27 protein-coding genes are annotated in these 26405 nt (G+C 62.9%); 16 read left to right on the top strand and 11 right to left on the bottom strand.

Going from position 1 to position 26405, the window contains the following annotated elements; all coding sequences use genetic code 11:
• Positions 1 to 12: 12 nt before the first annotated feature.
• On the top strand, positions 13 to 492 hold the full coding sequence (locus tag JG747_RS10540; protein WP_019860993.1) for a MarR family winged helix-turn-helix transcriptional regulator: 480 nt from the start codon (positions 13 to 15) through the stop codon (positions 490 to 492).
• A gap of 35 nt (positions 493 to 527) precedes the next feature.
• Here JG747_RS10540 and JG747_RS10535 read toward each other — a convergent pair whose 3' ends face one another.
• On the bottom strand, positions 528 to 827 hold the full coding sequence (locus JG747_RS10535) for a putative quinol monooxygenase (RefSeq protein WP_019860995.1): 300 nt from the start codon (positions 825 to 827) through the stop codon (positions 528 to 530).
• A 116-nt stretch (positions 828 to 943) separates the two neighbouring features.
• Between JG747_RS10535 and flhA the strand changes: the two genes are divergently transcribed.
• From flhA to JG747_RS10520, 3 genes are read left to right on the top strand one after another with little or no spacing between them, the layout of a single operon-like run.
• A complete protein-coding gene (gene flhA, locus JG747_RS10530; RefSeq protein WP_019860996.1) occupies positions 944 to 3031 on the top strand; it encodes a flagellar biosynthesis protein FlhA in 2088 nt (695 codons plus the stop codon).
• Positions 3028 to 3780 carry a flagellar biosynthetic protein FliR gene (fliR, locus tag JG747_RS10525; protein ID WP_038649353.1) on the top strand — a complete coding sequence of 251 codons (753 nt, stop codon included), beginning with the start codon at positions 3028 to 3030 and terminating at the stop codon, positions 3778 to 3780. The genes flhA and fliR overlap by 4 nt, the downstream gene beginning before the upstream one ends.
• 1 nt (position 3781) lies before the next feature.
• Positions 3782 to 4165 (top strand): hypothetical protein, encoded by a 384-nt coding sequence (locus JG747_RS10520; RefSeq protein ID WP_064980747.1) that lies wholly within the window; start codon positions 3782 to 3784, stop codon positions 4163 to 4165.
• 183 nt (positions 4166 to 4348) lie between these two features.
• Here the strand turns inward: JG747_RS10520 and JG747_RS10515 are convergent, their stop codons facing one another.
• On the bottom strand, positions 4349 to 5902 hold the full coding sequence (locus JG747_RS10515) for a peroxidase family protein (RefSeq protein ID WP_202361730.1): 1554 nt from the start codon (positions 5900 to 5902) through the stop codon (positions 4349 to 4351).
• Between the two features lie 508 nt (positions 5903 to 6410).
• On the opposite strand from JG747_RS10515, the gene JG747_RS10510 reads away from it, so the two are divergent.
• On the top strand, positions 6411 to 7721 hold the full coding sequence (locus tag JG747_RS10510) for a YcaO-like family protein (protein ID WP_223217860.1): 1311 nt from the start codon (positions 6411 to 6413) through the stop codon (positions 7719 to 7721).
• Between the two features lie 23 nt (positions 7722 to 7744).
• Positions 7745 to 9811, top strand: a complete 2067-nt coding sequence (locus JG747_RS10505; RefSeq protein WP_202361729.1) for an AfsR/SARP family transcriptional regulator — start codon at positions 7745 to 7747, stop codon at positions 9809 to 9811.
• Here JG747_RS10505 and JG747_RS10500 read toward each other — a convergent pair.
• Together JG747_RS10500 and JG747_RS10495 are read right to left on the bottom strand one after the other, a co-directional pair.
• The gene (locus JG747_RS10500) at positions 9773 to 10174 is read right to left on the bottom strand and encodes a hypothetical protein (RefSeq protein WP_038649365.1); all 402 of its coding nucleotides are present in this window, start codon (positions 10172 to 10174) and stop codon (positions 9773 to 9775) included. The two genes, JG747_RS10505 and JG747_RS10500, sit on opposite strands and share 39 nt — an antisense overlap.
• 2 nt (positions 10175 to 10176) lie before the next feature.
• Positions 10177 to 11916 (bottom strand): peroxidase family protein, encoded by a 1740-nt coding sequence (locus JG747_RS10495; RefSeq protein WP_202361728.1) that lies wholly within the window; start codon positions 11914 to 11916, stop codon positions 10177 to 10179.
• A gap of 257 nt (positions 11917 to 12173) precedes the next feature.
• Between JG747_RS10495 and gloA2 the strand changes: the two genes are divergently transcribed.
• Positions 12174 to 12557, top strand: coding sequence for an SMU1112c/YaeR family gloxylase I-like metalloprotein (gene gloA2 / locus JG747_RS10490; protein ID WP_202361727.1), 384 nt, complete (start codon positions 12174 to 12176; stop codon positions 12555 to 12557).
• Between the two features lie 21 nt (positions 12558 to 12578).
• A complete protein-coding gene (locus JG747_RS10485) occupies positions 12579 to 13265 on the top strand; it encodes a GNAT family N-acetyltransferase (RefSeq protein ID WP_244748362.1) in 687 nt (228 codons plus the stop codon).
• Between the two features lie 17 nt (positions 13266 to 13282).
• Here the strand turns inward: JG747_RS10485 and JG747_RS10480 are convergent, their stop codons facing one another.
• Complete coding sequence (locus JG747_RS10480; RefSeq protein WP_202361726.1) at positions 13283 to 14323, bottom strand: aminopeptidase; 1041 nt, start codon at positions 14321 to 14323, stop codon at positions 13283 to 13285.
• A 258-nt stretch (positions 14324 to 14581) separates the two neighbouring features.
• Between JG747_RS10480 and JG747_RS10475 the strand changes: the two genes are divergently transcribed.
• The 4 genes from JG747_RS10475 to JG747_RS10460 all read left to right on the top strand — a co-directional run bounded on the left by JG747_RS10475 (position 14582) and on the right by JG747_RS10460 (position 16776).
• Complete coding sequence (locus JG747_RS10475; protein ID WP_019861006.1) at positions 14582 to 15211, top strand: rod-binding protein; 630 nt, start codon at positions 14582 to 14584, stop codon at positions 15209 to 15211.
• Between the two features lie 13 nt (positions 15212 to 15224).
• Complete coding sequence (locus tag JG747_RS10470; protein WP_027047362.1) at positions 15225 to 15650, top strand: hypothetical protein; 426 nt, start codon at positions 15225 to 15227, stop codon at positions 15648 to 15650.
• 124 nt (positions 15651 to 15774) lie between these two features.
• Entirely contained in the window at positions 15775 to 16311 is a 537-nt protein-coding gene (locus tag JG747_RS10465) for a hypothetical protein (RefSeq protein WP_019861009.1), read from the top strand.
• Positions 16312 to 16491: 180 nt separating this feature from the next.
• Positions 16492 to 16776, top strand: coding sequence for an SCP2 sterol-binding domain-containing protein (locus JG747_RS10460; protein WP_064980753.1), 285 nt, complete (start codon positions 16492 to 16494; stop codon positions 16774 to 16776).
• An 85-nt stretch (positions 16777 to 16861) separates the two neighbouring features.
• Here JG747_RS10460 and JG747_RS10455 read toward each other — a convergent pair whose 3' ends face one another.
• Together JG747_RS10455 and odc2 are read right to left on the bottom strand one after the other, a co-directional pair.
• Positions 16862 to 17431 carry a GNAT family N-acetyltransferase gene (locus tag JG747_RS10455; protein WP_069093067.1) on the bottom strand — a complete coding sequence of 190 codons (570 nt, stop codon included), beginning with the start codon at positions 17429 to 17431 and terminating at the stop codon, positions 16862 to 16864.
• Positions 17432 to 17528: 97 nt separating this feature from the next.
• Positions 17529 to 18662: an ornithine/lysine decarboxylase gene (gene odc2, locus JG747_RS10450; protein WP_069093068.1), complete on the bottom strand. Its 1134-nt coding sequence runs from the start codon at positions 18660 to 18662 to the stop codon at positions 17529 to 17531.
• A gap of 542 nt (positions 18663 to 19204) precedes the next feature.
• On the opposite strand from odc2, the gene JG747_RS10445 reads away from it, so the two are divergent.
• The 4 genes from JG747_RS10445 to JG747_RS10430 all read left to right on the top strand — a co-directional run bounded on the left by JG747_RS10445 (position 19205) and on the right by JG747_RS10430 (position 23407).
• A complete protein-coding gene (locus JG747_RS10445) occupies positions 19205 to 20401 on the top strand; it encodes an amidase (protein WP_019861013.1) in 1197 nt (398 codons plus the stop codon).
• Between the two features lie 3 nt (positions 20402 to 20404).
• On the top strand, positions 20405 to 21304 hold the full coding sequence (locus JG747_RS10440) for a LysR family transcriptional regulator (RefSeq protein ID WP_019861014.1): 900 nt from the start codon (positions 20405 to 20407) through the stop codon (positions 21302 to 21304).
• Positions 21305 to 21503: 199 nt separating this feature from the next.
• The gene (locus JG747_RS10435; protein ID WP_202361725.1) at positions 21504 to 22172 is read left to right on the top strand and encodes a DUF1007 family protein; all 669 of its coding nucleotides are present in this window, start codon (positions 21504 to 21506) and stop codon (positions 22170 to 22172) included.
• Positions 22169 to 23407, top strand: a complete 1239-nt coding sequence (locus tag JG747_RS10430) for a nickel/cobalt transporter (RefSeq protein ID WP_202361724.1) — start codon at positions 22169 to 22171, stop codon at positions 23405 to 23407. Before JG747_RS10435 ends, JG747_RS10430 begins: the two co-directional genes overlap by 4 nt.
• Positions 23408 to 23443: 36 nt before the next feature.
• Here the strand turns inward: JG747_RS10430 and denD are convergent, their stop codons facing one another.
• The 4 genes from denD to JG747_RS10410 form a co-directional block, all read right to left on the bottom strand.
• The gene (gene denD, locus JG747_RS10425) at positions 23444 to 24421 is read right to left on the bottom strand and encodes a D-erythronate dehydrogenase (RefSeq protein ID WP_202361723.1); all 978 of its coding nucleotides are present in this window, start codon (positions 24419 to 24421) and stop codon (positions 23444 to 23446) included.
• A gap of 12 nt (positions 24422 to 24433) precedes the next feature.
• A complete protein-coding gene (locus tag JG747_RS10420; RefSeq protein ID WP_202361722.1) occupies positions 24434 to 24646 on the bottom strand; it encodes a hypothetical protein in 213 nt (70 codons plus the stop codon).
• A gap of 82 nt (positions 24647 to 24728) precedes the next feature.
• Positions 24729 to 25700, bottom strand: coding sequence for a cation diffusion facilitator family transporter (locus JG747_RS10415; protein WP_202361721.1), 972 nt, complete (start codon positions 25698 to 25700; stop codon positions 24729 to 24731).
• Positions 25701 to 25710: 10 nt separating this feature from the next.
• Positions 25711 to 26397 carry a GNAT family N-acetyltransferase gene (locus tag JG747_RS10410; protein WP_027047365.1) on the bottom strand — a complete coding sequence of 229 codons (687 nt, stop codon included), beginning with the start codon at positions 26395 to 26397 and terminating at the stop codon, positions 25711 to 25713.
• Positions 26398 to 26405 lie beyond the last annotated feature (8 nt).

Genomic DNA, 26405 nt, shown 5'->3' with positions numbered 1-26405 from the left:
AGCTCTTACATTATGCGCAAGCCGAATCCGCACGCATCGATACCCGCCCCCGGCGAAGGCAAACGCGGCGAGGAAGGCTATCTCGGCTATCTCCTGCGCCAGGCCGCCGGCGCGCATCGGCTCAGGATGGACAGGGCACTGGGCGATCTCGGCGTGACGCAGCCGCAATTTGCCACGCTGACCATGCTTGCGGCCTATCCTGGCCTCTCCAATGCCGATCTGGCCCGGATGGCGCTGCTCACCCCGCAAACGCTCAGCGTCATCGTCGCCAATCTCGAACGGGCCGGCTCGCTGGTGCGCAAGCCGCATGCCGTGCATGGCCGCATCCAGCACATCGATCTCAGCGACAGCGGTCGCGCACTGCTGCACGCCTGCCGTCTGCGCGTGCAGGCGATCGAGAGCGAGCTGACGCAGGGGCTGTCGGAAGCGGAAGAACGCGCCGTCAGGCGCTGGCTGGTCGGCGTCGCCACAGCCGCCACAGCCAAGTCCTGATTGCCCCCGGTTGCTGTCCAGCCGAGAGCGGTCGATCAGGTCGGCATGGGCTCACCGGCTTCATACAGCACGAGATTGCGCTCGCCGATACCAAGCGCCGGCCAGCTCGCGCGCCACTCGGCGATGTGCGGCGAGCGGAAATGCGCATCGAGCGCCGCCCTGTCGCGCCACACCTCGGTGACCCGGATCAGCCCCGCATCGAGCACGTCGCGCGCATAGGAATATTCCAGGCAGCCATCCTCGGCGCGGCTGCCCGAGATCATGCGCTCCATCACCGGCCTTGCTTCCTCCAGCTTTCCGGCAGGCAAACGGATCGTGCCGATGATCAGAAGCATGGGTCTTCCTTCTTGCGGGATCGTCGATCTAGCCACTCTCCCACCCTCGCGCAAGCTTGGCCAACTACCCTCGCCGGGCTGTCCCATGCGCGGCAGCCTATGGTTCGAGGACTTACATGGCGATCAGCGAAAGCATCCAGCCCGGCGCGGTGGCCAAGAATGGCCGCGACATCTTCTTCGCGCTCGGCATCGTCATCATCCTGGCCGTGCTGTTCCTGCCGATCCCGGCCTTCCTCATCGACATCGGCCTCGCCTTCTCGATCGCGCTTTCGGTGCTGATCCTGATGGTGGCGCTGTGGATCCAGCGGCCGCTCGATTTCTCCTCGTTCCCGACCGTGCTGCTCATCGCCACGATGCTGCGGCTATCCCTCAACATCGCCACCACGCGCATGATCCTGTCGCATGGCAATGAGGGCACGCACGCCGCAGGCTATGTCATCGCCGGTTTCTCCAAGCTGGTGATGGCCAGCGACTTCGTCATCGGCCTCATCGTCTTCATGATCCTGATCGTGGTGAACTTCATCGTCATCACCAAGGGCGCAACGCGTATCGCCGAAGTCGGCGCCCGCTTCACCCTCGACGCCATCCCCGGCAAGCAGATGTCGATCGACGCCGACCTTTCCGCCGGCATGATCGACGACAAGACCGCGCAGTTGCGCCGCCGCGAACTGGAAGAAGAAAGCTCCTTCTTCGGCTCGATGGACGGCGCCTCGAAATTCGTGCGCGGCGACGCCATCGCCGGCCTCATCATCACCGCCATCAACATCGTCGGCGGCATCGCCATTGGCTACATCAGGCACGGCATGGGCATGGGCCAGGCCGCCGACGTGTTCATCAAGCTGTCGGTCGGCGACGGTCTGGTCACCCAGATCCCGGCGCTGATCGTTTCGCTCGCCGCCGGCCTGCTGGTTTCCAAGGGCGGCACCCGCGGCTCGACCAACCAGGCCGTGTTCGGCCAGCTCGGCGCCCATCCGCGTGCGCTTTACGTGGCGGCGGCGCTGCTGGTGCTGCTCGGCCTGATGCCCGGCCTGCCGCTGTTCCCCTTCTTCGCGCTGGCCGGTGGCATGGCCGGCCTCGGCTACATCATCCCGATGCGCGCCAACCGCGTCCTCGCCGAGGCCGAGGCGCTGAAGACGCAGGAAAAGGCGACCAAGGCCGAGGAAGAGAAGAACTCGGTCAAGGCCTCGCTCGCCACCGCCGAGATCGAACTGCTGATCGGCAAGCAGCTGTCGACCCGGCTTCTGGTCTCGCATCAGGAGCTGGTCTTCCGCATGGCCAAGATGCGCAAGAAATTCGCCCAGCAATACGGCTTCGTCGTGCCGGAAGTGCGTGTCGCCGACGATTTCGCCATCCCGCCGAAGAGCTATCAGATCAAGGTGCACGGCACGGTGGTCGCCGAATATTCGATGCGCGTCGGCGAGATCATGGTTCTGCTCGGCAGCCGCGACGTACCCGAAATCCCCGGCGAAGAGATCCGCGAACCGGCCTTCGGCATGCGCGCCTATTCCGTCATGGAAACCTTCGCCGAGGATTTGAAGCGCGAGAACTACACTTTTGCCGACAACATGTCCGTGCTGCTCACCCATCTCTCGGAAGTCATCCGCAACAACCTGCCGCAGCTTCTGTCCTACAAGGACATGAAGGCGCTGCTCGAACGCCAGGACCAGGAATACCGCAAGCTCGCCGACGAAATCTGCACCACGCACATCTCCTATCCCGGCCTGCAGGCGGTGCTGAAGCTGTTGCTAGCCGAGCGCGTCTCGATCCGCAATCTGCATCTGATCATCGAGGCCATCGCCGAGATCGCGCCGCATGTGCGCCGCACCGAGCAGATCGTCGAGCACGTCCGCATCCGCATGGCCCAGCAGATCTGCGGCGATCTTTCGGAAGGCGGCGTGCTCAAGGTGCTGCGCCTCGGCAACCGCTGGGATCTCGCCTTCCATCAAAGCCTCAAGCGCGACGCCAAGGGCGAGGTGCGCGAGTTCGACATCGACCCGCGCCAGCTCGAGGAATTCGGCCAGGACGCCACCAAGGCGATCAAGAAATTCCTCGAGGCGGGCGAGCGCTTCGTTCTCGTCACCGCGCCGGACGCCCGCCCCTATGTGCGCATGATCATCGAGCGGCTGTTCACCACGCTGCCGGTGCTCTCGCATGTCGAAATCGCCAAGGGCGTCGAGATCAGGGTGCTCGGGACCATATCGTGAGCGTTCTTTCGCAGAGCGTCGTCATCGCGGCGTTCCTCGCCTTCTGCCGCATCGGCGCCTGCTTCATGCTGATGCCGGGCCTATCCAGCGCCCGCGTGCCGGTGCAGGTCAGGCTGTTCGTGGCGGTCGCCGCCACCGGCGGCCTGCTCGCGTTCCTGTGGGACCGCATCATTCCCTTCGTCGATCCGCGCCCGCAGATCCTGGTGCCGATGATCATATCGGAACTGCTGGTCGGTGGGCTGATCGGCGCCATGACCAGGCTCTACATGGAGGCATTGCGCTTCATGGGCTCGGCCATCGCCATGCTGATCGGCTATGGCGGCTCGGGCGGGCCGGCGATCGAGGAACCGGAACCGCAGGCGGCGCTCGCCGCCATCATCTCGTTCTCGGCGCTGTTGATGCTGTTCGTCTTCGACTTCGACCACGAAATCGTCCGCGCTTTGGTGGCGTCCTACACGGTCGCGCCGGTCAACGTCTTCTTCAACCCGCAGGCCGCCCTGGTCGACATCACCGACACCGTGTCGGACACCTTCTTCCTGGTCATCCGCCTCGGCAGCCCGTTCGTCGCCTATGCCATTCTGGTCAATCTGACGATCGGCTTCGTCAACAAGCTGACGCCGCAGATCCCGATCTATTTCATCTCCCAGCCCTTCGTCATCGCCGGCGGCATGATCATCTTCTATTTCGCCATCGGCACCATGCTGTCGCTGTTCGTCGACGGCTTCGTCGACCTGACTTTGGCGAGGTGAGATGAGCACGCGCAAGGACCGCCTGAAGAAACTGGTCAAGGTGCAGGAACAGCTGAAGGCGCTCCACGAGACCCGTCACGCCACTTTCCTAGCCGCGGCTAACGCGGCGGAAGCCGAGGCCAGGGAATTGATCGGCCATTTTGACCAGGACAATTCGCTCTCCGGCCTGTTCCCCGATCTCTATCACCGCCGCATCGCCCAGGCGGTGGTACGCCAGGAGACGAGCCTGGAAAGCGCCAGGCAGGAGGCCGGCCTCATCGCCACGGCAAATGCCCGCACCAACATGGTCGAACGCGCCTACAAGGACGTGCGCAACCGCGACGAGCGCGAACGCTCCGACCGCGAACGGCTGGACCTGATCGCGCAGAAGCGGAGCGAGGAATAGCTGCGGGAATTTGGTCACCGCCCGTTGCGGACGCACGCCCTGAACGACGCGAACGGCCGCTTTGTGCCGCATCTCGGTCACTTGGTCGGCTATTGCCGGCCTTCAAAAGCAGATATCGCCGCTGAACGCAGGGCCGATCGCATGAGATCGGCCACAGCGGTCTATTTTGCAACGAGCGCTGTCTCACCGGTAGTGAAGCGACGGCCCCATGCCGAGCCCGTAGGAGACCAGATCCTTCAGTCTGAAGCCTGCCCCGCTCACAGGCTTCCACAAAGGATCGAGCGACAGGTAGGACATGCCGTCGCCGAACAGCAATCCTAGGAACACCTCAGCCACAATATGGCCGCCCACCGGTCCAAGCTGCGGCGTGGAACGTGTGCCGCCTCCTGTAATCGGGATAGCCATGTTGGTCTTGTTTGTTGCCGCTTCGGCAAGGACATAGGTCCAAAGTGGGCAGTTGTCGGCGAAGGCCTTGCCGTCGCCACCCTTGGCTGTGACGGCATCGATGATCGGGCCTACGACATCACCATCCTCGGGAGCATCCACAGCCTTGCCGATTATGATGTCCGCATCGGCCAGGGGCTCGATGGCCATGGCACGTGCGACGCTCTGGCCGGACGGCAGGCCGAGAAGCCAGCCCCTCAAGAGATTGCGCTCGCCGAGGGAGGCCGGCGGGTCGCCCGCCACGGCTTTCGGCAGATCGTGCAGGAAACCAACGAGGGATGTGTCGATCCTGTAGGCAAATTGCAGCCGACGCACATTGGCAGGATCTCCAGTCTCGGGATCCGATCCACCTGCGCGCTTGTCAATGTCGATAAATCGACCCCAGTCCAGAGCGCGACCCGGCTTCATCGTCTGGAAGCCGGTAAGCGCCTCCTCATGCGGCTTGCCGGCGCGTGGGAAGATCGGCAGCAGCTTGTCGTCGTTCAGCCGATAACCGGGCCTTACCATCGAATGGCCAAGTCTGTAGGCGGCGACCGAAAACTCTACTGGCATGAACGGCAAGTTGCGCCAGTGAAAGTACCGCAATCGCTTTTGATCGAAGCGGCCGTCCGTCTTAAGTGCGTCTAGGATCGGTTGCGAAACGATCCTGGAGAGGAAGTCATTCACGACAACATACTGGTAGTGGAAGCGGACGAGCTGCTGGAGCGCTTCAAAACCCAGGCCCGGATTGTCATCGACCATCCGGTTGTGCACGTTGAGCATCAGCCCTTGCAGCTGCGACACCAGACTGTTTTCATCGTTGCGGGGGTCGCCGATGATTGCTCGTCCGGCGAAGCGCGGCAGATCGTGGCCGGACTGGCCACCGGCCCCTGTCATTGCATCGCCGTGGCGGAAGCGGCCTTCCTTCGTATACATGTAAGGCTGGTCGGCTGGACCCCGGCCATAGACATTATCCAGATTAAAGCTCGGCGTGCGGAAATCCACGAGCCCATCGGGATCCAGCGATTTACGCAAGGTGCTGACGGGATCGAATGTGATGTCGTGATCAACGAACTGGCCAAAATAGGTATAGAGGGCAGGAATCCCGCTTTCCTCGGCATCGAGCCCATCTTTCGGCTCGTCAATGTCAGCAGACATGGCGGCGCCGAGCGCCTTGAGGTTGCGTCGGTTGTCCTGGTCGTTTGCCCCGAACGTTGCGGGTGCCAGATTTCGGAACATGCGACCGAAGCGGCCTTCGAACAACGGCGATCGTGTCGCATCAATGCCACGGGGCGGGGTGCCATGCGCTGCCATTTTTGATCTCCTGTGTTGTCGAATTTCTTGATCCGAGGATGGACTGGTGTCGAAGAAGCCAATTCGCCCTTCCGAGTGGGCCGCGAGGCACAGACCGGCCCCATCCGGTATGGCCCCGCGGCGCCGCTCCCGGGAGGAAACCCAGAATGGCCTTGTGTCGAAGAAGCCGTTTCGCCCTTCCCAGTGGGCCGCGAGGCACAGACCGGCCCCATCCGGTCATGGCCCCGCGGCGCCGCTCCCGGGAGGAAAATGAATTGGCGCCGATCTTCCATCGTCTCGATGGGTCCGGTTCGGGTCGTTCAGCTCCGGGGCGGTCGAGATGACGTCTCTGAAACAACCATTAGACCAGCTAGCGTGAAATCAGCGTGAGATGACGGCCATCTTTAGCTCCGTGTCTTTGCCGAGCTTGGGTCGCCCCGCACGCAACGTTTTGTTGACCCGATCAAGATCGTAGGGCGAAAGTGGCAGACAATAGCGAAAGGGTTTCTTCAACAGCGAGGATTGTGGATTGACCGCCGCAAACGCGTTTGAACTGGCAGCGCGATTTTGTTCACGGCCGCAAGATCTAGCGCCTGAACAGGCTGCAATGGCACGCGGGCTGCTCGGTGCGCTCGGCTACCTTGACTCTGGTGATACAGATCCCGGCTTGATAGCGACAAATAACCGCCAAGGACTACTCTCAGCTGCGGCAAACTTTGGCAATCTGTTCCGCTTGCACGCCCGCTACGCACCGGGGCTGCACTTCTTTGGTGCGCAGGTACACCGCAGTTGGGGAGATTCGGCCTCACCCGCTTCTGCCAGCTTCAGTGGTGTCGGCCTCACCCCGGGGCGCGCATTCGAGGCCTGCATCGGCGAGGGCATCGAATATCATAGCGAATGGCAAGTGCCGCACGGGACGATGAACCGCACGATGGTAGATGGTGTAGGCCATTGGCAGGACGTTCGGCTGGCTGAACACCTCGATGATTTCCGGGTGCAGTCCGGTTTCGGTGAAAGTGACCGATGGGTGCCCGTGCGCCGGCTGGACGACGGTCGGCAGGGCTATTTGCCCGAGACACTTTTCATTCGCAGCGCCAACCGGAGCGCCTGGGTGACCAGTTGCGGATGCGCCGCAGGGATAACCCACGAGGCTGCCCTGACCTCGGCGCTGCTGGAAGCAATCGAGCGAGATGCGGCTGCCGCCTGGTGGCGCAGCAGGCGCGGCGGCCGGTTGATCGGACTGGAAGCGCTTGCCGGCGCGGGCGTGCTCGATCTGCTTGCGCGGATAAGGCAGGAGAAGCTCGGCAGATGCACCCAGTTTCTCGACATATCGGGTGAGTTTCCCGCGCCTGTAATCGCGGCGCTATCCTTCGACGCGGATGGTCGCGGTCTGGTAGTCGGGCTGGCTTGCAGGCTGGACGCGGGCAACGCCCTGAGGGCGGCGCTGCTGGAAATGTGCCAGATGGAATTGGCTCTCGATGTGGCGGCAATGAAACGCGCAGAACAGGGAGTTGAGAGGCTCGACGAGGTCGACAGCCGGCAGGAGGAGCGCCCCGAGACCCCTGGCGCAATCGACACGGACCTCATCTCACACCTGTCCAGTAGCCTGCTGATGCACAAAAATGCCGAAAAGGGCTTGAATTTCGTATCCTTGGTTGGCGAAATGCTTAAAAAGCAATACCGCATATACGCAGCAGATCTGACCACGCCGATGTTTGACATTCCCGTCGCCAAAGTCTTCGTCCCAGGGCTGCAACCTCTTCCGTCGCCGTTCCAGTCGCGTCGGCTTCGTTCCCTCATTGACCAGGCCGGCCCGAGCGGCCGCGCCGATCTTATGTAGACGGAGGCAGTTGCGGGACAACGATGATCGGGCACAACTCCCCAACGAGGACTGCGCCGCTGATCCGTGTCACGACGCTTGACAAGGTAGCGCTGAGCCAATCTGGGCGAGACATCGCCGTGAGAAACCGCAAATCGCGTGCCGTCCTTGCCTATCTTGCACTCAGCCCTCATGGTTTTGAAACCCGCGAGCGCATCTGCGGTTTGCTCTGGAGTGAATCGGACGAGGCACGAGCGAGGGCCTCGCTCAGGCAAACCGTAGTCGATCTCAAGACCTGCCTGGCTGAAGTCGAAGGGGTCTTCGTCGGAGACCGGCTCAACGTGACGCTGAAGCAGTCGCTCGTCACAGTGGATGTGAGTGAGATCAGGCACGATCTGAAAGCTGGAAGGATTCCGCCCGTCCTTCTGGAGAGGCAGCGTGTCGCCGAAAGCTTTCTCAATGGCCTGGACGACATCGACCCCTCGTTTCGGAATTGGGTCCTCGTCCAGCGGCAATGCCTTCAGGATGAATTTATCTCGTGTCTGGAAGCGATGGCCAAGGCTGCGGCAGACTGGCCAGCGCTAAAGCGAGCCGGACAAGCCCTGCTCAATCTCGATCCGACCAACGAGATCGGGTGCCGCGCAGTCATGGAAGCGTCGGCTCGGATGGGCGACCAAGCAACGGCCTTGAGGGCCTATAAGGGGCTTTGGGACCTGCTTGAAACAGAGTTCGACAGCGAACCTTCAGCCGCCACGCAGGCACTGGTCAGTGACATCAAGCTTGGTACGATCGGGGCCACGGACAGGGGGGCGGTGACCGCAATCGCCGCCGAGGCGTTCGGGTCCCAGGCGCAACGGCTGCAAGAGCCCGCCGCCGGCGTGCTGCTGTTCGTGCGGGAGTTCGAATTGGTGAGCGGTTCCGTCCGCGCGCGGAACGCCGTGCAAATCTTCCGCAGTGAACTGGTCGCGTCCCTGGTGCGATTCCGCGACTGGGCGGTAATGGAATGGGAAGGGCATCCCCCCCGCTTCACCGAGAATGCCTATTGCATCGAGGCGACCGGATTTATCGACGGGCCGACATTGCGTCTCAGCATGACGCTTAAGCAGCTTGCATCGGGGCGCTACATCTGGAGTGAGCAGTTTGTCATCGAAAACAGCCAGTGGTACCAGACCCAGCAGAGGCTCATCCGCCGCATCGCCGTCGCGCTGGGCGTCAGCATGTCGTCCGAACGGCTGGTTCAGATCGCCAGCATCCCGGACCTGTCGCTGGAGCAGTTCGACCGCTGGCTGAGGGCGCAGGAGCTGATCTTTCAATGGCGCCCGGAGTCAGAGGAGAGGGCCGAGGCTCTGTTCAGATCAATCATCGCAGAGTCACCACGGTTCGCTGCCGCCTACGCCGGGTTGGCCGGCATCATCAATTCACGGCATTTGATCTTCCCCGGCATCGGCCGACGACGCGAACGCCACGCCGAAGCGCTGACGTTTGCCAAGCAGGCGACCCAGATCGATCCGATCGATTCCCGAAGCCAACTGCATCTGGCGTGGTCCTACGCCATGAACGGCATCCCGCAGCAGGCAGCCATCAGCTTCCTTCTGGCCTGCGAACTCAATGGCAACGACCCCTGGACCTTGGTCTCCGCGTCTCTCGGGCTTGCCTATTGCGATGATCGCGAGAACGCGCGGCGTATTGCCACTCTGGCGCTGCAGACCGGACTCGGCGTTTCACGCCTGCAATGGAGCTATCAGGCGGGCGTGCGGTTCCTGCTTGGCGACTATGCCGGTTGCGTCGAAGCGGCCGAGCGCGCCGCCGATAGTGTGTCGTACATCGGCGGCTGGAAGGCTGCGGCGCTCGCCTTGCTCGGCAACGAGAAAGCGGCGCATGAAGAGGCCGACCGATTTTTAGCGCAGCTGAAGACGACGTGGTTTGGACATGAGTCACCGGAGCCGGGAAACGTCGGCACATGGCTCATGGACAGCTTTCCGATCTACAGTCCAGATGCCCTCGAGGCACTGCGCCAAGGGCTGGCCGGGGCCGGCATTGTCGTCAGCCATATGCCTTTGCCAGAGCCCGTTCTATCGGCAGCCCCGAATGGTGTAGTCCGCAATGCGTGAGTAGAAGAAACTGTCGCGGTTGAACGGCACCTTTTCGAGAATGGCATCGAAATAGAATTCCGGAATGCCATAGTCGGCCATGCCACCTTGTTCGGCCTGGAGCTTCTTTTGCGATTGCGTCACTTGATTGTTGGGCGGTAACCGCAGGAAGAAGACGTGGTCGTATCCCTGCACGATCTGGATTTCCTTGTAGCGGTCCGGCACGACGACGAGTCCATCGAGTTGCGCCTTGAACTCGGCCAAGTCGCGCGGACGCGTGCTGGGATCCTGTGCCCATTGCACCACCTTGCGGCCGGTCGCCTCGAAGTTAAGGGTTTGGATCGGTTCGGGAAAGGCGTCCAGATTGTCGACGGGGTCAGCCATGGTTAAGCTCCAGGAGTTGTAGGCGGGGTGATAAACCGGGGCCAGGCGTCGCCCAGATTGAGCGCGCTGGCGACGAAAAGGATCAGGTCGGCCATTGTTCGCGGGATGCCGGTGGGAAACAGTCTGGCGACGAGGTCTTGCGTAATTGGGTCGTCTTCGATCATGGCGCGCGAGGCCGCGAACCTTGCCATGAAGACATCCCCTACAATCACCGATCCGATGGTACCGAAACACAGCCCGTCCTGTTCGATCGCGGCCTCCAACAACAGCCAGAACAGCAACGGTGGATTTTCTGCCAGCTCAGTCGCCTCGGCCGCGGTGAAGGCAACGGTCGAACCTTGAAGCCAGGATCGAATAGCCTGGTCACGCTTCCCGGCATCACCGAGTAACGGCGCGGTCGCGAGAGCGGCCTGAGGCAATTGTTCGATCAAGGCATCGAGCCTGAGCAGGCCACCAATGGTTCCTCGGACCAAATCGCTGAACAAAAGTCCCGACGCATTCGGATCGGGTAGTGCAGCCCTGTCTGCCTCGCTCAACAGACCCGCCGTGGCGGGGTCAAGTGGCTTTGAATCGGGGCCGACGCACAGGATCGGCATGCTGTAGGCACTCAGCAGCACTTCGTTGACCGTTGGTCCGATACGCCGACTGAACTGCGGCGTCGAGCCGGCGATCTGGAAGAAATGCGACCAATCGGCGATCCAGTGTTCGGAGACCGGGAATCTATGCGGGCGTGATGAGGAGCGGTTGAGCAACACGTTTTCCAGCCCTTCGCCTTCCGGATGCTGGTCATTGAAGACATAGGAAAGCCTGACCATGGAATGGCCCAAGCGGTATGCCGCGTGGGAAAATTCAATCGGGACACCTTGCGGCATGTCGACCAGTGGTCTGAACCCGTTCTCGTTGTAGAGGTCCCATATCGGCTTGGCGATGAGGCGCGGCAGCAAATCATTTTGCAGCACATTCCGGTAGATCGCCGTCGTGACGCGGCGTGTCCGGTCGAAAAGATACGCACCTGCCGGCAGTTCGACGTCTTTCTTGGGTATTCCGCTGCTGCTCAGTGCACCGGCCACGGCATTGTGCAGATGCAGGAAAAGCGCCGTCATTTGCGCAATGTTGGCGTTGTCGTCGCTACGCTGGTCTGCGACCAAGACATCCGTCCGACCACTTTCGAATCCATCGCTCAGATCGGCCTGCTGAAAGCGTGGCAAGTCGCGTATGGCAAAGGGACAGGCGCCCGCGGGCATCGCCATGGCGTTCGGTGACGGCGGTGCCATTGGCCCGGTACGCATGAGCGACCTGACAACTTCACCGGGCTTGGCCACAACATACAAACCAGGGTCCGAGAACGGTCCGCCGCCGTAAAGCACGTCGAGCAGGAGCGCCTCCTCGCGTTCGTTGCGGCGCTCTGCCTCGTGGGCCGCCAACAAGGGACTGAGCGAGGAATTGCGGATAATGTCGTGTGCGGCGAACTGGGCAAGATAGGTGTATCCTGCCGGAATCCGCTCGTTGGTTTTATTGCCACCTCCGGCGGATGCCGCACTCATCCTGCGCAGCAGCTTGGCAAACAGGCACTGAGTGGCCCAAGGCGTCTCCAGGCCATGATAGAGCTTGGCTTCGTCCGCGCCGGCAACATTGCCAAAGTTGCGAAACTGCACCTGACGCGGATCGACAATGCCGGCGATGCCTTGAACACCGCCCGACACGGCCAGCCCGGCGGTAGTCGTGCCGCGATGAGCGTTCATTCCGGTTCTCCCCGTCCCTTGGACCGTATTCCATACGTGTCGTGAAACCAGCGTGAAATGCTACTAATTTCGCGGCGCGCCAGGAAAGTTGACGGCTCAAAATCTGCCGGTCAGCAATGCGCCGCATGGTCGCCGTCCGCCGATCCCCGCCAAGCCTGGAAGCTGCCGTACTGTATCTTTGAGTGGCGACATAACAAAGTGCTTCGTGCCCGCTGGTGACCTTGGCCTCAAATCCAAGCTTCGCTAGAGTTCACAACATGCTGAACGCCATTCACCACGTCGCGCTCATCTGCACCGATTACGACCGGTCGCGATGGTTCTACGTCGAACTCCTCGGCCTCGATCTGATCCGGGAGGTCTATCGGGAAGAGCGACAGTCATGGAAGGCCGACCTGCGGATCGGGTCCGTCCAGCTGGAATTGTTCTCCTTCCCCGCCCCAGCGACGAGGCCGTCCTATCCAGAGGCGACAGGCCTGAGGCATCTGGCATTTGCCGTGGCCAATCTTGATCCCGTTCTCATGCGCCTGGAAGCCGCCGGCGTCGCCGTTGAGCCAATCCGCATCGACCCATATACAGATCAACGGTTTACCTTCTTCAGCGACCCAGATGGATTGCCGCTGGAACTCTACGAAGTCCCATAGGAACGGTACGCTTTCGCGACCATGCTGGTTGCGGCTGAATGGCTGGTTCCGGACGCAAGCGGGGCCGTCATTTCCAGCTGGCGGACGCGGCCTGCCCGCGCCGTTGCATTGGCGCCGCCTCGGGTCGAAAATGCCCCCATGGAAGCAGTCCGATTTCCCAAACTCATGACACCAAGGCTCGTGCTTCGGGCGCCCGGCGAACGGGATATCCCGGCATGGTTTGCGCGCGCGACGGATGTCGAATCCGCCTCCCTTGCCGGTGATCCCATTCCCAGCGACATAGGAGCGGGCGAGCGATGGTTGGCCCGCTCGCGTCAGCGGTTCGCCGACGGTAGGGCGATCCAGTGGTCCATAGACCAGGCGGGAGTATCGGACGCGATCGGGACGATAACCCTGTCCTTCGGCACAACCGACGCCAAGGCAGCCGCATTGGGATTTGTGCTGGCGCGCGCGCATTGGGGGCACGGAATGGGCAGCGAGGCGGCGCGCGAAGTCCTGCGCTACGCCTTTGAAACCCTGGCGCTTGAACAGGTGACGGCCGAGGCAGCAACGCGCAATTTCGCGTCGCTGCGGATATTGGCGAAGCTCGGCTTCAAGCACATCGAGAGCTTCATCGATGTGTTCGACGGCGAGCGCTGCGAGCGCTTCGCGCTCGACGCAGACATTGGATCATCACTGTTGACGAGCAAGGCGACGCCAGACCGCTAGGTCCCGAGCTTGCTCAATCAATTGCACGTATCCGCGGCCTTGAGCGCTTCGGCACGGGAAGGTTCGCGCAAATCCGCGATCCGGCGAACAGCAGCGTAGAACCTTGGATAATCGCCGGAACACAAATCGAACAAATGAAGGAACGCTGGAACCTGTTCACCGTAGACGGCAGTCGCGGCGAGCTTTGCATTGTTGATAGGGGCATCGAACCAGGCATCGTATCCCCGGTATCCGGCCCAGCTTTTGTCGCGCATCTGCCGATAGCGCATCCGCAGCCTGTCGATCGTGGCGGCCTTGGCAATCGCCATCTGCTCACGTGCGCGGGGACTTCCATAGACCTGCCGCAACTCATCGCGCGTTTTCGCTATCAGCCCGAGAAAATCCGCCCGGCGGTTGCGATCGGCTTCGTAGCGGCGCAATCCGGCGCGATTGCCGGTAGCTCGGAGCCATTTCCTCACACCGCTGGTTTCGACGGCGACCGCGAAAGCCTCGTTGAACGCGGAGTCGTTGTTCACATAGATCTTCTGATGCGCCAGCTCATGAAAGATAAGGCTGGCGATGTAAGTGTCGTCCTGACGCAGCATGGTGCTGAGCAGCGGGTCGCTGAACCAGCCCAGCGTGGAGTAGGCGGTGACGCCTGACACATAAACGTCCAGTCCTTGCCGCTGCAGTTCGGCGACGCTTTCAGCCGCTGATTTCCGGGAAAAGTAACCCCGGTACGGAACGCAACCGAAGACCGGAAAGCACCAGGTTATCGGCGTAAGCGAGAATTGCGGCGCGGCAAAAACGGCAAGGGTCACATCGGCCCGACCGATGTCGACATAGCTGCGATAGCTGCTGTTGTCGGGCAGCGCCAGTTCTTCCGTGGCAAAGCGGCGTATGGCGCTGGCCGACGTCAATTTTGCGCGCAATGCCTCGGACGTCGAGGGATCGCGGATAAGCCTTCCGACATTTTTCCGCGCGGCCATGATCTGCACGTGGCCCTCCACAGACTGCGCGTAGTAGGAAATGCTGGTGCACCCGGCCAGGCCGGACGCCACAATCACGGCGGCAAGCATTCGAAGAACGCGCTTCACTGTTTGCCCACCGCTTGCCCGTCTCCCATGCAGCGAATGTCTCGCCCCCCGTTCTCAAACAGGCACGCCAATTCCCGTCAAGACCTGTAGAGGCAGCGGAGCGACTTTCGACGTTGGCAGGGCACTCCGGCCATCCGCCTACCGCCGCAGGCAAGGTCGGCGAGAACCCGAAGCAGCCGCTCAATCCCCACAGTCCGCCCTCCTCCCCCTCGCGCAAGCCTGCCACAAGCTTGTTGAGGCATGGTCTGGCTAAGGAAACCCGGTAAAAGGCGGACTTTCTTGGCGATTTCTCCACCCAGCGACATCGTTATGGATGTCGCCCGAGCTGCCGATCCGATGGATATCGAGGCTGCCCGCGCCGCGCTGACCAAGCGCGCGGGCGCCGCTGCCGGTGCCTTTTCGGTCGACACCCCCGGTTCGCTAGATACCGCGGCGTCTGTCGATGCCGGCTCGATCCTGTCGCGCGCCACGGCCGACAAGGCGGCGGCGACAGCCGATCCGGCCAAAAAATTCAAGAAGTTCGAGGCGATGGTCTTGCAGACCTTCATCCAGAACATGCTGCCCAAGGACACAGAGGGCGTCTATGGCACGGGTCTGGCCGGCGACATGTGGAAGTCGCAGCTCGCCGAGCGCGTCGCCGACGTCATGGCCGAGCGCGGCGGCATCGGCATCGCCAAGTCGCTGCTTGCCGACCACTATATGGACGGCAAGCGCAAGGTGCCGATCGGCCCGGTGTCAAACGGACCGGAAAAGACCGAGATCGATCAGCAGACCCGTCTGTCCACCTCGCTCGTCCAGGAATTGCAGCGCAAGGCCGCCAGATCGATGACCGGCGACGAGACAACCATAAAAACAGACATCAAGATCTAGAATGGGAAACACCATGGCCGATTCTTCCGAATTCACTGCCAACCTGCCGGCCCGCACGACCGCGTCGGAGGCTCCGATCCCGTTCGCGCGGCCCGGAAACCTTGCCGCCATCATCGGCCGCATCGAGGAGGTGGTCGAGGAAGAGACTGCCGGCATCCGCAGCGATACCGGCTATGATCTCAAGGCGTCGAACGCCCGCAAGAGCCGCTATCTCTATGAGCTGACCCGCGCCATGAAGGGCGGCAGCGAAGCCGAGTTCCTCGAACAGCACCGCGAGGGCCTGACCCGGCTGCGCCAGAAACTGGCGAAGAACGAGGCGGCGATCCTGGCGCATCTGAGCGCCGTCAACGAGGTCGCCAGCCTGCTGCGCAGCGCCATCCAGCGCGCCGAAACCGACGGCACCTACTCCGCCGGCGAGTTCGGCCGGATGAAAGGCTAGAGCATGATCCCGAAAAATGGATGCCGGGTTTTGGAAAAGATCATGCTCAAACAAAGAGATAGAGCCCCATCCCGATTGAATTGGGATGGAACAGGCTCGAGAGCGCGATGATGTCGGGCTCTGAATGATCAAGATCATCGCCATCGCGGTCTGGGTCTGCGCCGCCACGCTCGGCGCCGTCTTCTATTCGTTCCAGGCAGCCGGTGAACGCGGCGTCGGCGAGAAACCCAAGCCGATGCTGGGCGGGCTGGATTACGTCAAGACCGACGTCATTTCGGTGCCGCTGATCCGCGATTCCAAGATCGGCGGCTATTTCCTGGCCAAGCTCGTCTACACCGTCGAACCGGAGCAGATAAAGAAACTGTCGATTCCGGCCGAAGCGCTCATCACCGACCAGGTCTACAGCTACCTCTACGCCAATCCCCAGATCGACTTCACCAAGAAGGCGACGATCGATCTCGATTCCTTTCGCGCCGCCATCCGCGACACCGTCAACACCCGCGTCGGCACGAACCTGGTGCATGAGGTTCTGATCGATCAGGTCAATTTCCTGAGCAAGGACGAGATCCGCGACAACTGGCTACGCCGTCGGCAGGATTCCGACACCGCGGCTGCCGGGACCGCGAAGCCTGCCGAAGCGGAAGCGCCGCCGGCCCACTGACCACTGGTGCCCGACAGGCTATTGATGCGGCGACAGGAACCAGTCCCCAGGATTTGCGTTGACGTAAACGTCAACCAGAAGCTATATGCGGCAGCGACCGTGATCGCCAGAGATGCCGCATGGGCTTCGGCCGGACCGAAATGCCCTGCGCGACAGGTACAACCAGACAGGGAGAACAGCGTGAGCGTTCAGGAGATTGCCGAGAAGATCAAGTCGCGCGTGGCCAGCAGCGGGTTTGATCGTTCCGTGAAGTTCGACACCGGGGGCGACGGCGTCATCGTCATCGACGGCGCAACCGTCTCGAACACCGATGCCCCCACCGACTGCACCATAAAGCTCTCGCTCGACGATCTCGAATCGCTGATCGCTGGCGACCTGAACCCGACCATGGCGTTCATGACCGGCAAGATCAAAGTCGAAGGCGACATGACGGTGGCCATGGCGCTCAGCCAGTTGATCGGCTGAGCACGCACGATTACCCGATGGGTCAATGAATCAAAACGCCGCCTTTTCAGGCGGCGTTTGTTTGAGGAATAGCGGGGTCGATGCCTCAGGCGGCCAGTGTCGGCGCCTGGGCCTTCAGCTTGCGGCCGCAAGCCTTCAGCGTGCCGTGCACGCCGTCGAGCGCGCCGTCCACCAGCTCCAGCGCCAGCAGGCGATGCCGCTCATAGGGGCCTGGCATCGCCAGCCGGCCCGTCTTGTCGGCCGAGAAGCCGAAGCGTCCGTAGTAGGGCGCATCGCCGACCAGCAGGATCGCCGCGTGGCCGAGACGCGCCGCCTCGGCCACGGCGTGGCGCATCAGCGCCGAGCCAATGCCGGCATTCTTGAGCGACGGATCGACGGCGAGCGGGCCAAGCAGCAATGCCGCCGGGCCGCCCTCACCCAGCCTGACGTCCCACAGCCGCACCGTGCCGGCGACGCCGCCTGAGGCATCGCGCGCGACGAAAGCCAGGCCTTCCGAAGGCCGGCGGCCCCGCCGCAGTTTCTCCGACGATTTTTTCCGCCGCATCGGCCCCATGGCACGATCGAGCAAGGCTTCGCGTGCCGCGACGTCGGCGACGGTTTCGGCGACCATCGAGAAGGCCGGCGCATGAGCTACGATTTCAACTGACATTTCCATTTCCGCAATCCCTGGCGAGCGGAGATCTGTTCCACAAGCGAGCCCGGGCGGGCGGCAAGCGCCCGTCCGGGATGATCTGATCAGTTCTTTCGAACCGTCAGATCACGTAGGATCGGAGAGGCTCGAAGCCGTTGAAGGCGACCGCCGAGTAGGTGGTCGTGTAGGCGCCGGTGCCTTCGATCAGCACCTCGTCGCCGATCGTCAGCGACAGAGGCAGCGGATACGGCGTCTTCTCGTACATCACGTCGGCCGAATCGCAGGTCGGGCCGGCGAGTACGCAAGGCGCGGTCTCCGAGCCGTCATGGCGGGTGACGAGGGGATAGCGGATCGCCTCGTCCATCGTCTCGGCCAGACCGCCGAACTTGCCGATGTCGAGGAACACCCAGCGCACATTGTCATTGTCGGCCTTCTTCGAGATCAGCACGACTTCCGACTTGATGACGCCGGCATTGCCGACCATGCCGCGGCCCGGCTCGATGATGGTTTCGGGAATGGCATTGCCGAAATGCTTGCGCAGCGCCGAGAAGATCGCCTGGCCATAGGCCTGGGCCGCCGGCACGTCGCGCAAATAGCGCGTCGGGAAACCGCCGCCCATGTTGACCATCTTCAAGACGATGCCTTCCTCGGCGAGCGTGGCGAACACCTTCTTGGCGTCGGCCAGCGCACGGTCCCAGGCGGTCAAGTCGGTCTGCTGCGAGCCGACATGGAACGACACGCCATAGGCGTCGAGGCCGAGGCCCTTGGCATGACGCAGCACGTCGACGGCCATGGCCGGCACGCAGCCGAACTTGCGCGACAGCGGCCATTCGGCACCTTCGCCGTCGGTCAGCACGCGGCAGAACACGCGCGCGCCGGGAGCGACGCGGGCGATCTTCTCGACCTCCTCGACGCAATCGACCGCGAACAGCTTGATACCGAGCTGGTAGGCGCGTGCGATGTCACGCTCCTTCTTGATGGTGTTGCCGAAGGAGATGCGGTCCGCGGGCGCACCCGCGTCCATCGCCATCTCGACTTCGGCAACGGAAGCGGTGTCGAAGGACGAGCCCATCGCAGCAAGGAGGCGCAGGATTTCCGGCGCCGGGTTTGCTTTCACCGCATAGTAGATCTTGGAATCGGGCAGCGCCTTCTCGAAGGCGCGGAAATTGTCGCGCACGACATCGAGGTCGACGACAAGGCAAGGGCCGGACGGACGGCGGGTGGCGAGGAAATCGAGGATGCGCTGGGTAGCCATCGGGTTTCTCCAAACACGCCTTTCGGCGCGCACAAGGGTGCGGACGCGGGCTGTCGGCCTCGCGAACACGCGGTGGACAAAGGCGGGACGGAAAATCCATGGAACCAGCCGGTGGAGACCCCGGAACCATGAAACGCCGTCTCGCGGCGATGAACCTCGGCCTTGCCCGGCTTCGGTCCGCTTTGTCTGCCTTGGCTTGGATTGGGAGAACCCCGTTCCGCACTGCCGGCAATGAAGGTGTGCCTCTTCAGTAACCCCGGTCTTTGGACAACCGGCAGAGAACCAGAAAGGCCCGCACCGTCGTTGCTTCAAGGTGTCCTCGGGCTGGCGGTTGGCCGCTAGACCGACTGGAGGGGTTGGCTCCAGTTACCTTACCGATTTCCCTCACCATTCGAGGATCGGCGGACACCCACAGGCACGTGCGACTTTGGGCAAGCGCGATATAGGGGCGAAGGATTTCACAATCAATAAAAATCGTATCGCAGGTTGTAAAATTTCCGGCATCGAACAATGTACATGCAACCGTATCCGGATATCGAACGATGACAGGCACGCACGGCCCCTACAACGCCTTCCTCGATCTTCGCCAGGTGCCCGTGGCTCATGCCGAACTCGGCCCGCTCGCGGGCCTGCGGCTGGCTGTCAAGGACATCTACGACGTCGCCGGCTACCGCACCGGCTGTGGCAATTCCAGGAAATTCGCCGAAGGCAATGCCGCCTCGCGCACGGCGCCGGCCGTGCAGGCGATTCTCGATGCCGGCGCCCGCTTCGTCGGCAAGACGCAGACCGACGAGCTGGCCTTCGCGCTGTTCGGCCAGAACGCGCATCTTCCGTTTCCGGTGAACCCTGCGGCGCCCGACCGCGTCACCGGCGGCTCGTCGTCCGGATCGGCATCGGCGGTGGCGGGCAGGCTGGCCGACATCGCGACCGGTTCCGACACCGGCGGCTCGATCCGCGCGCCGGCAAGTTTTTGCGGCCTGATCGGGCTGCGCACCACACATGGCCGCATTTCACTCGACGGCACCATGAAGCTGGCACCGAGCTTCGACACGTTCGGCTGGTTCGCCGACGACATCGAGACCTATGAGACCGTCGGCAAGCTGCTGCTCGGCCGCGACCCGCACCAGCATTCGCTGGACCGCCCGATATCGCTCACCTGGCTGGACGAGATGGTCGCCCGCCCCGCACTTGCCGGATATGCCGCAATGAAGGCGCTGGTGGGCACGGTTTTCGGTGCTCCGGCGACCTCGACCGAGCACTTCAGCTCTTCCTCTGATGAACTCTACTGGTGCTTTCGCCGGCTGCAGGCCAAGGAAGCCTGGGGCGTGCATGGCGAATGGATCACCAGCGGCGAGCGCGACCTTGGTCCCGGCGTCGAGGAGCGTTTCGGCTTCGGCCGCGCCGTCGATGACCGCACGGCGCAGGCCGAAAAAGTGCGCCGCCTGACCTTTCGTGGCGAGCTGAGCGCCCTGCTCGGCAAGGACGGCTTCCTTGTCCTGCCGACGGTGCCGGGCCCGGCGCCCTATGTCGACTCGACGCCGGAGGAGTTCCAGGCCTATCGCGAGCGCGCCTTGCATCTTCTGTGCCTCGCCGGGCTTTCCGGCTTTCCACAGATCACCTTGCCCATCGGCTCGGTCGCCGGCGCACCGTTCGGGCTTTCGCTGTTAGGCCCTTCCGGCAGCGACATTGCCCTGATACGGCTCGGCCGAAAACTTCTCGACGCAGCACAAAGGGCCTGAACCATGGACACACTGACCCGCATGCGCGCCTTCATCGACGTCGTCGAGGCCGAGGGCTTTTCGGCGGCGGCGCGCAAGATCGGCCGCTCCAAGGCGCTGCTGTCGAAATATGTGCGCGAGCTGGAGGACGAACTCGGCGCGCTGCTGCTGAACCGCACGACGCGCCAATTCTCGATGACCGAGGCCGGCCACACCTATTACCGGCGCGCCTCGGAGATCGTACGCGAGGTCGACAGCCTGGCGGACGCCGTGCGAGAATCCTCCGGCGACGTGCGCGGCAGGATCAAACTGTCGGCGCCGCGCACCTTCGCCGATGCGCCGATCGGCCAGTCGCTGATCGACTTCGCCAAGCAGCACCCCGACATCGTGCTCGACATCCAGCTCGACGACCGCTTCGTCGACCTGGTCGAGGAGGGCTTCGACCTCGCCGTGCGCATCTCGCGCCTGGAGAATTCGTCGCTGATCGCGAGACGCCTGGCGCCGTTTTCGGTGAAACTCTGCGCCTCGCCCGAACTGATCGCCAAGCATGGCATGCCGACGCGGCCGCAGGATCTCGGCCACATGCCCTGCATCGTCGACACCAACGGCCGCGGGCTGAACAACTGGGCGTTCAAGGGCGACAACAACGATCAGCTGAGCGTCGCCGTATCAGGCCCGATCGAGGTCAACAGCCCGATGGCGGCGCGGGCCGCGGCCCTGTCGGGACTCGGATTTTGCATCCTGCCGGATTTCATCGCCTCGCCCGATCTCAAGAGCGGCCAGCTGGTGACGGCACTCGACGACCGCATCCTGTCGGGCGGCGGCATCTTCGCCGTCTACCCGCATCGCCGCTATCTGCCGGCCAAGGTCCGTGTTTTCGTCGACTTCCTGGTGCAGTGGTTCAGGACGCGTGAGGTCGCTTGACCTGCCCCAGGTTCCTGTGGCGTGCGTGTCGTGGTCCCAAAACCGCTGCGCACTTTTGGGTGACACGCTCTGAGTTTGTGCGTGTCGTGATCCCAAAACCGCTGCGCACTTTTGGGTGACGCGCACTGGCGGTCCCAATTTCGCCCCCTTTCTGGTAACCTTCGGTTTCTCTCCAAAGCCAAGGGAATCGCGACCGGGAATGCAGCTCAAACGGCACGCAATCATACTGGCCTCGGCCCTGGCGGCGACCCTTGCCGCGACGGGACCGGCTTACGTGCATCCGCACGTCTTTGCCGAGGCACGCCTGGACGTGATCCTCTCTCCGGATCACCAAAGTGTGAAAGCGCTGCGCCATCTCTGGCGCTTCGACGACCTGTTTTCGAGTACGGTGATGATGGAGTTCGACAAGAACTCCGACCTGAAGCTTGACGACAAGGAGCTGAAGGAGGTCGCCGACACCGTTCGTGCCTCGCTGGCCGAATTCAACTATTTCCAGCTCGTCACGCAGAACGGCAAGGACGTGACGATGGTGCCGCCTCCACATCTGATGGCCAATTTCGACAACGACCAGCTGATCATCCTGTTCGAGTCGGAACCCAAGGAGCCGATCAAGCTGACCGGCACGATCGACATCGGCGTCTACGACCCGACCTTCTACACGGCGATCGACTTCACCGAGGATTCCAACATCACCGTTGCAGGCCTGCCGTCGAATTGCACCAGCAAGGTGATCCGTCCGGACCCTGACGAAGCCATCAAGGAAAACCAGAAGACCCTGACGGATGCCTTCTTCAACGACCCGACAGGCACCGACATGAGCAAGATCTTTGCCACCAAGCTCGAACTGACCTGTCAGCCAGAAGGATGAAGCCGGTGACGAAACCGTCCCTGCGTTTGGCATTCGGCCTGTTGGCCCTCGCCTTTGCCGCAATGCATTTCGCCAATGCCGCGCACGCCCAGTCTTCGCTCGGCATCGGCGTGAATGACGGCATGGCGCCCACCACCGGCCCGTTCGCCCACATCCTGATGTGGATCAACCTGCGCCAGCAGGAATTCTATCGCGCGCTGGCGACAGCCATGAAGGCGATGCGCCAGGACAACAGCAAGCTCTGGGTGCTCATCGGCCTGTCCTTCGCCTATGGCATTTTCCATGCCGCCGGTCCCGGCCACGGCAAGGCGGTGATCTCCTCCTATATGGTGGCCAATGAAGTGGCGCTCAAGCGCGGCATCCTGTTGTCCTTCGTCTCCGCCCTGCTGCAGGGTCTGACGGCGATCGCCGTCATGCTGCTTGCCTATTTCGTCCTGCGCGGCACAACCATCTCGATGACCGACGCGGCCTGGTTCATGGAGATCATGAGCTTTGCCCTCGTCACCCTGTTCGGCGCCTGGCTGCTGTGGCGCAAGCTCGGCCCGTCCATCCTGCGCCTGTTCGGCAGGGCGCCTGCCTACAGTCTCTCGGCGGCGCACGCCGGCCATTCGCATGCGGGTCACTCGCACGCTGGGCACTCTCACGCGGGTCATTCCCACGCCGGCCATTCGCATGCCGCGCACAGCCTTTCGGCGCATGCCCATTCGCACGCACTGCAGGGGCATGGGGACCATGACCATGACCATTCGCACAGCCATCACGAGCACGCCGCGCATGACCACCATCACGACCATGGCGCGCACGATCACGCGCATCATGACCATGCGCATCACGATCACGCGGTGGGCGAGGTCTGCGAAAACTGCGGCCACTCGCATGCGCCCGATCCAGCGCTGCTGTCGGGCGATCGCTTCGACTGGCGCACCGCCTGGTCGGCGGTGGCGGCCGTCGGCATCCGCCCCTGCTCCGGCGCACTGATCGTGCTGAGCTTCGCGCTGCTCAACGGGCTCTGGATCGGCGGCCTGCTGTCGGTGCTGGCAATGTCGTTAGGCACCGCCATCACCGTCTCGGCGCTGGCAACGCTTGCCGTGACCGCCAAGAATTGGGCGGTGTATTTCGCCGGCGACGGCCGCATGGGCAACCGCATCCACTCGATCGTCGAGATCGGCGGCGCCGCCTTCGTCTTCCTGTTCGGATTGTTGCTGCTGTCGGCCAGCCTGACGGGCAGCGTCTAGGCCCTTCCCCATCTCATCGAAATGGGATGGCAACTCCTACCCAGGAATCTGGCCGCCCAGCTCATCCTCGATGTGGGCGCGGATGATCTCGTCAAAACTCTTCTCGGCGCTGAAGCCGAGCTCCCGTGACCGCTTCGCCTCGAAGCGGGTCGGCCAGCCCTTGACGATCGCCCAGATCGTCTCGTCCGGTACGTCGCGGATCAGCTTTACCACTCTCGGCCCGGCAATACGCTCCAGCGCCTCGATCTGCTCGCCGACGGTGACGGCGACGCCAGGCATCGTCAGATTGCGGCGCGGCCCGACCACGGCACTGTCGATCTCCGCCGCATGGATCAGGAAGTTCACCGCGGAGCGCGGGCTGGCATGGGTGTGCACAACCGAGCGCGGCACCGGCAGGATCGCCTCTTGCCCGCTTAAGGGCTCGCGGATGATGCCGGAGAAGAAGCCGGAGGCCGCTTTGTTCGGCTTGCCGGGCCGCACGCAGATGGTCGGCAGGCGGATGCCGATGCCGTCGAAGAAGCCGCGCCTGGAATAGTCGGCAAGCAGCGCCTCGCTCATCTGCTTCTGCGTACCATAGGAGGTCAGCGGCGTCGGGTGAAAGTCATCGGGGATGATATCCGGGAACGGCGCGCCGAACACCGCGATCGACGAGGTGAAGACGACGCGCGGCGCAAAACCCGCCAGGCGAATCGCATCGAACAAAGCCCGCGTGCCGTCGAGATTGACGCGGTAGCCGAGGTCGAAATTCGCTTCCGCCTCGCCCGACACGATGCCGGCGAGATGGAAGATGACATCCGGCCGCGACGCGACAAGGCTTTCGGCAGCGCCCGCCTCCGCAAGGTCGCCGGTATGGGTGCTGATGCTGACGCCCTCCATGGCCGGGGCCTGCGGCGGCACGATATCGTGCAGGTCGAGCGCGGCGATCTTTTTGCCGCGCAGCGTGCCGTCCTTGGCCAGCCGGGCGATGAGCTTGCGGCCGACCATGCCCGCGGCGCCAGTGATCAGAATGCGCATGTCAAAATTCCCTTACTTGTCCTGATTTTTGCGCTGGCTGAGCGCGCGCAGCCAGAAGACGAGGAAAAACGCCAGCACGAAGACGATGCCGAATATACCGGCGAGCACGGTTGAGAGACTGCCGAGTGCCAGCATCACGGTTGGCAGGTAGAAGGCGGCAATGCCGAACAGCAGCATGATCCACAGCGCGGCAATAGCGGCATTCCTGGTGTCGCGGTCCATCATGCAGCACCGGGGCAGCGGGCATTCGTCAAGCTGGCTTTCAAAGCTGTGGAACTCCTGAGGCGGGGCCGGTTACCGACCGGGCTTAGTGATGGTGGCTGTGATGCGCGGCCGCATCGTGCTCATGCTCATGATCGTGGTCGTCGGCCTCGTCGGCGCATTGGCCGAATTCCGGTTCCACGGTGGCATGGCTGATGCCATGCTCGCTGGCAAGCCGCTTCTTGATGGCGCTGACGGCCTGATGGGCATTGAGGCCCTCGTCGAGGCAGGCATGCAGCGTCGCCATGGTGCTTGTCCCGTCCAGCGACCAGATATGCATATGATGCACCTCGCGCACGCCCTTGACCGCGCTCTGGATGTCCGTGGCGATCAGATCCCGGTCGAGGGTTGGCGGCACGCCTTCGAGCAGCACATGGGCTGCGGCGCGCATCAGCGACCAGGCCGTCGACAGGATCAGCAGCGAGACCAGCACCGACAGGATCGGGTCGATCGGCGTCCAGCCGGTCGCCAGGATGACCAGGGCCGCCACGATTGCCGCTGCCGAGCCGAGCAGGTCGCCCAGCACATGCAGGATGGCGCCGCGCATGTTGAGGCTTTCGCGGTCGCCGCCATGCAGCACCAGGAAGGAGCTGATATTGACCAGCAGGCCGAGGATCGCCACCACGAGCATCGGTCCGCCCAGCACCGGCGCCGGTGTGAGCAGGCGCTGCCAGGCCTCGTAGACGATCCACAGCGCGATGGCGAAGATGGCGATGCCGTTGGTGTAGGCGACCAATGTCTTTACCCGGCCGAAGCCATAGGTGAGCTGCCCGGTCGCCGGCCGCCCGGCAAGATGGAAGGCATACCAGGCAAGGCCGAGTGCGATGGCGTCGGCGAGCATGTGGCCGGCATCGGCCAGCAGCGCCAGCGATCCGGTGAACAGGCCGCCAAGCGCTTCCGCCACCATGAAGCCCGCCGTCAGGCAGGCGGCGATCAGCACGCGCTTCTTGTCGGTCGCGCCATGCATATGGCCGGCACCGCCGTGATCATGGCCGCTGTGGTCGTGGGAATGCGCCAATGGCAAACTCCTAGGCGCCGAAATCCGCGCGAAAATCCTCGAGCCGTCGCTTCTGCTGGCCGGCGCTGTCGAAATTGGCCGGATCGAGCCACGCTGCATAGGCTTTGCGCAGGGCCGGCCATTCCTTGTCGATGATCGAATACCATGCGGTATCGCGGTTTTCACCCTTGACGATGAGGTGCTGGCGGAAAATGCCTTCGAACTTGAAGCCGAACCGTTCCGCGGCCCGCTTCGACGGTTCGTTGCGGTTGTTGCACTTCCATTCGTAGCGGCGGTAACCCAGTTCGTCGAAGATGTATTTCATGAACAGGAACTGCGCTTCCGTCGCGCCCGGTTTGCGCGAGATCAGCGGCCCCCAATAGATGTTGCCGATCTCGATGACGCCGTAGGCGGGATCGATGCGCATCAATGTCTGGCGGCCGGCGACCTTGCCGCTGGCCTTGTCGATGACGGCGAAGAACAGCGGGTCTTCGCTCGCCTCGACCTTGTCCAGCCAGGGCTGGAAGGCGGCGCGGGTTTCCGGCGGATAGTCGGGCAGCCAGGCGAAGCGGCCGTCGACATCGGACACGGAAGACGCTTCATAGAGCCCGTCACCGTGCTTTGAGGCGCTCAGCGGTTCGAGCCTGACATAGCGGCCGTCGATCGCCTTGCGCTCGGGTCGCGGGCGCGGTTGCCAATCTTTGAGATTTTCCGACACCGAAGACT

Origin of the sequence: Mesorhizobium sp. 131-3-5, from assembly GCF_016756575.1 — a bacterium.
Taxonomy (GTDB): domain Bacteria; phylum Pseudomonadota; class Alphaproteobacteria; order Rhizobiales; family Rhizobiaceae; genus Mesorhizobium; species Mesorhizobium jarvisii.
Note: the sequence above shows the minus strand (reverse complement) of the source record. Positions and strands in the feature narration are given on the sequence as shown.

Excerpts from the sequence above, each read along its gene's own strand:
- JG747_RS10445 (WP_019861013.1), top strand. The coding sequence starts at position 19,205 with ATGACAGGCACGCACGGCCCCTACAACGCCTTCCTCGATCTTCGCCAG.
- JG747_RS10505 (WP_202361729.1), top strand. The coding sequence starts at position 7,745 with ATGATCGGGCACAACTCCCCAACGAGGACTGCGCCGCTGATCCGTGTC.
- JG747_RS10465 (WP_019861009.1), top strand. The coding sequence starts at position 15,775 with ATGATCAAGATCATCGCCATCGCGGTCTGGGTCTGCGCCGCCACGCTC.
- JG747_RS10440 (WP_019861014.1), top strand. The coding sequence starts at position 20,405 with ATGGACACACTGACCCGCATGCGCGCCTTCATCGACGTCGTCGAGGCC.
- flhA (WP_019860996.1), top strand. The coding sequence starts at position 944 with ATGGCGATCAGCGAAAGCATCCAGCCCGGCGCGGTGGCCAAGAATGGC.
- odc2 (WP_069093068.1), bottom strand. The coding sequence starts at position 18,662 with ATGGCTACCCAGCGCATCCTCGATTTCCTCGCCACCCGCCGTCCGTCC.
- JG747_RS10435 (WP_202361725.1), top strand. The coding sequence starts at position 21,504 with ATGCAGCTCAAACGGCACGCAATCATACTGGCCTCGGCCCTGGCGGCG.
- JG747_RS10475 (WP_019861006.1), top strand. The coding sequence starts at position 14,582 with ATGGTCTGGCTAAGGAAACCCGGTAAAAGGCGGACTTTCTTGGCGATT.
- JG747_RS10430 (WP_202361724.1), top strand. The coding sequence starts at position 22,169 with ATGAAGCCGGTGACGAAACCGTCCCTGCGTTTGGCATTCGGCCTGTTG.
- JG747_RS10485 (WP_244748362.1), top strand. The coding sequence starts at position 12,579 with ATGCTGGTTGCGGCTGAATGGCTGGTTCCGGACGCAAGCGGGGCCGTC.
- JG747_RS10535 (WP_019860995.1), bottom strand. The coding sequence starts at position 827 with ATGCTTCTGATCATCGGCACGATCCGTTTGCCTGCCGGAAAGCTGGAG.
- JG747_RS10520 (WP_064980747.1), top strand. The coding sequence starts at position 3,782 with ATGAGCACGCGCAAGGACCGCCTGAAGAAACTGGTCAAGGTGCAGGAA.
- JG747_RS10515 (WP_202361730.1), bottom strand. The coding sequence starts at position 5,902 with ATGGCAGCGCATGGCACCCCGCCCCGTGGCATTGATGCGACACGATCG.
- gloA2 (WP_202361727.1), top strand. The coding sequence starts at position 12,174 with ATGCTGAACGCCATTCACCACGTCGCGCTCATCTGCACCGATTACGAC.
- JG747_RS10540 (WP_019860993.1), top strand. The coding sequence starts at position 13 with ATGCGCAAGCCGAATCCGCACGCATCGATACCCGCCCCCGGCGAAGGC.
- JG747_RS10495 (WP_202361728.1), bottom strand. The coding sequence starts at position 11,916 with ATGAACGCTCATCGCGGCACGACTACCGCCGGGCTGGCCGTGTCGGGC.
- JG747_RS10470 (WP_027047362.1), top strand. The coding sequence starts at position 15,225 with ATGGCCGATTCTTCCGAATTCACTGCCAACCTGCCGGCCCGCACGACC.
- JG747_RS10420 (WP_202361722.1), bottom strand. The coding sequence starts at position 24,646 with ATGATGGACCGCGACACCAGGAATGCCGCTATTGCCGCGCTGTGGATC.
- JG747_RS10500 (WP_038649365.1), bottom strand. The coding sequence starts at position 10,174 with ATGGCTGACCCCGTCGACAATCTGGACGCCTTTCCCGAACCGATCCAA.
- JG747_RS10480 (WP_202361726.1), bottom strand. The coding sequence starts at position 14,323 with ATGCTTGCCGCCGTGATTGTGGCGTCCGGCCTGGCCGGGTGCACCAGC.
- JG747_RS10455 (WP_069093067.1), bottom strand. The coding sequence starts at position 17,431 with ATGGAAATGTCAGTTGAAATCGTAGCTCATGCGCCGGCCTTCTCGATG.
- denD (WP_202361723.1), bottom strand. The coding sequence starts at position 24,421 with ATGCGCATTCTGATCACTGGCGCCGCGGGCATGGTCGGCCGCAAGCTC.